Source organism: Promicromonospora sp. NPDC060204 (genome assembly GCF_042728455.1).
Taxonomy (GTDB): domain Bacteria; phylum Actinomycetota; class Actinomycetes; order Actinomycetales; family Cellulomonadaceae; genus Promicromonospora.
On the sequence record NZ_JBHWZO010000344.1, the window covers coordinates 1 to 5,735 of the forward strand.

Consider the following 5,735-nt stretch of genomic DNA (forward strand, 5'->3'; position numbering starts at 1 on the left):
GGCTCAAAGCGAAGAAACCTGGGCCTCAAAGGGGAGTGTCGGCGGGGCGGGCTTCACATTCCGGACTTTTTCGGTCCACGGAGGTTCGGTACCGTCCGCCCATGGTCCTGACCGACGACGCCCGGCCCGGTCTGGTCGCCGGGACCGGCGCAGTCCCCGCCACCCCGGCCGCCGCCACCCCGGCCGACACCCCGGCCGACCCGGCCGCGCTCCGGGAGCCCGGGGCCGGCCCGACGGCGGCGCGCGGCCCCCGGATCCCCGGCCTCGACGGGCTGCGGGCCGTCGCGGTGGTCGCCGTCGTCGCGTTCCACCTGGCGCCCGCGTGGGTGCCGGGCGGGTTCCTGGGCGTGGACGTGTTCTTCGTGGTCAGCGGCTTTCTCATCACCACCCTGCTGCTGCGCGAGGTCGCGGGCACGAGCTGGATCCGGCTCCCGCGGTTCTGGGTGCGCCGGGCCCGCCGGCTGCTGCCCGCCCTCGCGCTGGTGCTGGTCACGAGCATCCCGGTGGCGCGGCTGGTCGAGCCGGACCTCACGGTCGGCATCGGGCGCCAGCTCCTGGGGGCGGTGACGTTCAGCACCAACTGGGTGGAGATCGCCGCGGGCACCGACTACTTCGACGAGTCCCAGCCGGAGCTGCTGCGCATCCTGTGGTCGCTGGCCATCGAGGAGCAGTTCTACCTGGCCTGGCCGGTGCTGCTCGTGCTCCTGCTGATCACCGTGCGCTCGGCCGCCTGGCGGGTGCGGATCGTGGTCGCGGGCGCGCTCGTCTCGGCGGCGGCCATGGCGCTCCTGCTCATGCCCGCGTACGGCACCGGCGTGGACCCCACGCGCGTCTACTACGGTACCGACACCCACGCGTTCGGCCTGCTCCTGGGGGCCGCGGTGACGCTGCGCTGGGCCAAGGCCGGCCCGGCGCTGTGGGGCGCCCGCGCGCGGGTGCTGCCGCCGCTCGCGCTGGCCGGGCTGGTCGCCCTGTTCCTGCTGCTGCGCAGCGACTCGCCCCTCACGTACCCGCTCGGGCTGCTGGCCGCCTCGCTGCTCGCCCTCGTCCTGGTGCAGGCGTGCGGCGCGGCCCGCGCCGAGCCCACCTGGTTCACCGCCGCGCTGGAGGCGCGCCCGCTGCGCTGGGTGGGGGAGCGGTCGTACGGGATCTACCTGTGGCACTGGCCGGTCGCCTGCGTCGTCACGGCCGCGGTCGGGGCGCAGCCCGGGACCGTGTGGTGGGGCGTCGGCACCGGCCTGACCGTGGTGCTGACCGTCGTGCTCGCGGCGGCGTCGTACCGCTGGGTCGAGATGCCGGTGCGGCGGCTCGGCTTCCGGGGCGCGCTCCGGGCGCTGCTCGGCGCGGTGCGCACCGCCGCCGTCGTGCCGAAGGCCGCCGTGGTGGTCGCGGTGCTCGCCCTGGTCGGGACGGGCGCGGCGGTCACGTCGGCCCCGAGCCGGACGGCGACCGAGCTCGCCATCGCCGCCGGGGTCCAGGCCGCGGCGGGGCAGGCCACAGCGGCGCAGGCCGCGGCCGGGCGGAACGCCGCCACCCCCACGGGCGACGGTGAGCCCGCCCCGACGTCGCGCACCCTGGGGTCGGCGCCGGAGCCCCTGCCCTTCGGGGCGCGGCAGGGCGCCCAGGTCTCCGCCTTCGGCGACTCCGTGCTGGCGGCCGCCGCGCCGGCGATCCTCGCCCGCTACCCGCGCGCCCAGGTCGAGGGCGTGGTGAGCACGGACTGGCTCGACGCCGAGCGGATGATCCGCACGGCGAAGCACGAGGGCCGCCTGCGTCAGACGGTGCTGCTGAACTTCGGCACCAACGCGGGCTTCCAGCTCGAGGGTTCGGCCGACGCCGCGCGGCACGTGCTCGACATGATCGGGCCCGACCGCCGCGTGGTGCTCGTCAACAGCGTGGGGATCAGCTACTGGGTGCCGGACGCGAACAAGACCCTCGACCAGGTCGCCGCGGGCCGCGAGAACGTCGCGGTCGCCGACTGGCACACGCTGGTCGACGAGCATCCCGGCCTGCTGCACGCCGACGCCACGCACCCGAACCTGGACGGCGTCGAGGCCTACACCAACCTGGTCGAGGAGTCGTTCGCGGCGCTGGAGTGACGCCGGAGTGACGTTCGAGCGACGCCCGAGCAACGCCGGCATGACACGGCTTGGCGCACCATGCCCGCTTTAGGCCACTATGTGTCGCCATGAGGATCCTGGTCTCCGCCGGTCGCCTGTTCGTGGCGCACTGGCCCGCGCTCCTGACGCTCGGCCTGCTCGGCGTCGCCGTCCGGAACGGCGCGATGTGGGGCGCGGTCGAGCTGAGCCAGTGGAACTCGTTCGTGGCGCAGCTCCTGCTGATCCTGAGCCCGCTCGGGTACCTCGTGCCGGTGGTCGGGATGCTGTGGGTCTGCCGGAACAGCCTGCCGAGCCTGGGCGGCAACGACCTCGGCCGCAAGGAGCGCGCCGCCGAGGCGGCGATCCCCGGCATGCTGCCCACCCGCCGGGCCCCGATGATGCCCTCGGAGCGGCGCGAGCGGCGCCTCATCGACATCGCGCTGTCCGTGCTGGTGCCGTTCCTGGTGGTCTACGAGGTCGAGGGCCTCATGGACGCCGACCAGCTGAGGTTCACCAACGAGGCGGCGGCCGACGAGCTGTTCAACGACCTGTTCAGCGCGGAGGGCGTCGACTTCATGTCCCGGCTCGGCGTCTGGTCCGGCTGGACCGTCGTCGCGATCGTGGCCGGGGCGTTCGTGCTGCGCTGGCTGCTCGGCCGGCTCGAGGGCAAGCTCCAGTTCCTCGGCATCGCGGTGCTCGGCGGCTGCCTCGAGATCTACTGGACCAGCCAGGTCGCCAAGCAGGTCGAGTCCATCGAGCTGGGGCTGTGGAACATCGCGGCGGACCGCGAGCTCGTGGCGGCGGCCGTCGGCACCGTCGGCGCGGCGCAGGAGAGCGTGGGGGACGCCGGCAACGACGCCGCGGCGTTCGTGGCCGACGGCTTCGTCACCGTCCTCGAGTCGCTCGACGTCGTCCTCGTCGCGCCCCTGGCCTGGCTCGCCATCGGCGCCGTCGTGCTGGGGCACAAGCTCATGGAGCCGCCGTCGAGCGAGCACCGCTGGCTCGACCGCATGACCTGGATCCCGGCCGGGCTGCGGTCGCTCCTGGAGTCGCTCACCGAGGACCTGCGCGCCCGCTTCTCCGCCCTGTGGAACGGGCTGAAGATGATCGTGCACGGCGGCCTCGGCCCCATGCTGGTCTTCTGCCTGGGCTACCTCGTGGTCATGCGGGCGCCCCAGGGGATCGGCTGGCTCCTCCGGGCCGCCGTCGGCCCCGTCGAGACCAACGCATGGATCGCGTTCAGCCCCTTCGAGGCGGCCGCCGGGCTCGTGGTCTCCCTGGCGCTCGCCGCCGTGCTGATCGCGGCGACGGTCGAGGTGCTGGTCGAGCGCGGCCTGGCCGTCCGCGAGCTGGACGACGACGCCACTCCCGTGGCCGGGAACCGCGCGGTCCCGGCCACGGTCCCCGCTACGGCAGCTCGACCGTGAGGTAGTCCGGACCCCCGAACGACAGCCGGGCCTCGGTGATCGTCGCGTCGGGGTCCACTAGCATGAACGAGCTGACGTCCCACTCGGGCTGCTCGCTGACGAAGCCCTCGGCGTCCGGCAGCGAGCACCGGTTCGAGCTGCCCAGCACGTCCGGCGACGACTCCCCGTACCGCGTGCCGTCGTCGGCCACGAGGGCGATCTGGCACAACGAGAGGTCGGTCTGCGGCTCGGCCGCGAAGTGCAGCCGCACCTCGTAGGCGACCGAGCCCTCGGGGATCGGCACGGGCAGGCCGTAGGCCGGCTCGGGCAGCTCGTCCACCTGCTCGACGCCGGTCACCGTCGCGTCGATCTCGCGCACCACCCAGGTTTTGGCGCGCTCCGGCACGTCGAACCCCATGTCGAAGTACTCGCCCTCCAGGTGCGCCGGCTCGCCGAGGGCGACCCGCTGGGACTCGTAGTGCAGCCCGTCCGGCCACCAGTAGGCCACCACCCGGAACGACGTCGCCCCCGTGGCCACCACGAGCGCGAGCGGCAGCAGCACCAGCCAGACGGCGTTGCGCCGCCACCAGCCCCGGGGCCGCCCCGCCCGCGGGGCGTCGGGCGGCACGGAACCGGGCAGCAGGCCCGGCCGCAGGCTAGGCGCCCCGCCCGGGTACGCGCCCTGACCGGGACCCTCGTACGAACCCGGACCCGGCACCGCCGGCGTCACCAGCGTCGTCATCCCTCACTACCTTCCGCACTGGCCGTGGCGTAGCCCGGCGCCTCCGTCGACACCGTGTCGGTCGCCGCCCACAGCTCCTTCGCCTGCTGGGCGGAGATGCCCAGGTCGACCACGCCGGCGGCGTCCCGCCGCTGCTCGGCGTAGTCCTCGGTCTGGCCGCCGCGCGCCAGCCGCACCGTCGCCCCCGCGAGCGCGTCCTGCGGCACGTCGAAGCAGTAGGTGACGCGCCACGCGTACCCCGGCTGCGCGTTGGCCGAGATCGAGCACTCGGCCTGGTCGGTGGGCCAGAACCGGCGGCCGTCGGCGTCGGTGATCTCGGCGCCCGTGAAGGCGGTCGCACCCTGCGTGGCCCGCCAGGTCGCGTCGACCACCACGAACGTCCCGTTCGCCACGGCGGTCTCCGAGAAGCTCTCCAGGGTGTCGGCGACCCGCACGTCGGTCACCGTGAGGTCCGCGTACGTCAGGTCGAGCGTCTCGCCCACGGCGCCCTCGACGACGAACGGCGCCTCCACGACGGTCTCCTGCGGCACGGCGGTGACGAGCGCGCAGCCCGCGACCACCCCGCCGACGACGAGGGCCGAGCCCTGCCACGTGATCCGGCGCCGTCCGTGCCTCACGACTGACCCTCCTCGCTCATGCCCCGGTTGTCCTTCACCTTGATCGGGCCCTCGAACGCGAGGTCGGTGGGCAGCCAGTACCCGTTGTCCAGGGTCAGCCGGCTCTCGTCGATCCAGGACAGCTCCAGCACCCGGAGCGGGATCTCGTCGCCCTCCCAGTCGCCGCTCTGCTCCCAGATCAGCGCGATCTGGTAGGTGACGCCCGGGTTGAGGATGCGGGCGCTGGTCGCGTCCTTGACGTAGAGGATCCTCGCGGACGGCAGCTCGGCCTCCTCGGCCTCGTCGGGGGAGGCGCTCGCGGAGGGCTCGGCGTCCGGCCCGGTGCCGCCGTCGTCGCCCAGGTCCGTGTCGAGGCCCGCGAACGGGTCCAGCGCCACGATGCCCACGCCCTCGGGGGCGGGGACGGCGCTGCCCAGCGTCGAGCTCAGCTCGGGCACGTCGCCGGTGTTCACGACGTCGGCGACCACGGCGAACATGTGGTTCCCCGGCGCGGGCACGAGGCTGCCGAGCTCGTCGGCCATCACGGCCCGCAGCACCGTCACGTCGAACGGGCCCACCTCGATCGCCGTCCCCGCCACGATCGGGTCGGCGTGCGCCTCGACCTTGTTCCACGCCCCGAACGGGGAGACGGCCACGAGGGCGGCGACGACGCCGGCGCCGACGCGCTGCATCGTCGACATGTCGTCGGCGACGGCCGAGACGACGCGGCGGCCGACCCGGAACGCGATGTCGGGGCCGCCGTTGCGGGCATGCTTCATGGCGCACGATCGTAGCGGTGCATCCCGGACCAACCGGGCGAAAGTCCACGACCGCGACAAGCCGGGGACGCACACACTTTCGAGGCCGGGGTTTCTTCGCTCTCAGCCTGCTG

The 5,735-nt window shown here is 74.0% G+C and carries 5 protein-coding genes; 2 read left to right on the forward strand and 3 right to left on the reverse strand.

Annotated features, from left to right (window positions below; all coding sequences use genetic code 11):
- The first annotated feature begins 101 nt into the window (after window positions 1-101).
- Together ACFWEJ_RS26710 and ACFWEJ_RS26715 are read left to right on the forward strand one after the other, a co-directional pair.
- Window positions 102-2,099, forward strand: coding sequence for an acyltransferase family protein (locus ACFWEJ_RS26710; RefSeq protein ID WP_377232203.1), 1,998 nt, complete (start codon window positions 102-104; stop codon window positions 2,097-2,099).
- 89 nt (window positions 2,100-2,188) lie between these two features.
- Window positions 2,189-3,526, forward strand: coding sequence for a hypothetical protein (locus ACFWEJ_RS26715; RefSeq protein WP_377232204.1), 1,338 nt, complete (start codon window positions 2,189-2,191; stop codon window positions 3,524-3,526).
- Here ACFWEJ_RS26715 and ACFWEJ_RS26720 read toward each other — a convergent pair.
- The 3 genes from ACFWEJ_RS26720 to ACFWEJ_RS26730 are packed head-to-tail and all read right to left on the reverse strand — an operon-like array spanning window position 3,507 to window position 5,622.
- Window positions 3,507-4,247, reverse strand: coding sequence for a hypothetical protein (locus ACFWEJ_RS26720; protein WP_377232205.1), 741 nt, complete (start codon window positions 4,245-4,247; stop codon window positions 3,507-3,509). The two genes, ACFWEJ_RS26715 and ACFWEJ_RS26720, sit on opposite strands and share 20 nt — an antisense overlap.
- Window positions 4,244-4,864: a hypothetical protein gene (locus ACFWEJ_RS26725; RefSeq protein WP_377232206.1), complete on the reverse strand. Its 621-nt coding sequence runs from the start codon at window positions 4,862-4,864 to the stop codon at window positions 4,244-4,246. The genes ACFWEJ_RS26720 and ACFWEJ_RS26725 overlap by 4 nt, the downstream gene beginning before the upstream one ends.
- Window positions 4,861-5,622, reverse strand: coding sequence for a hypothetical protein (locus tag ACFWEJ_RS26730; RefSeq protein ID WP_377232207.1), 762 nt, complete (start codon window positions 5,620-5,622; stop codon window positions 4,861-4,863). The genes ACFWEJ_RS26725 and ACFWEJ_RS26730 overlap by 4 nt, the downstream gene beginning before the upstream one ends.
- Window positions 5,623-5,735 lie beyond the last annotated feature (113 nt).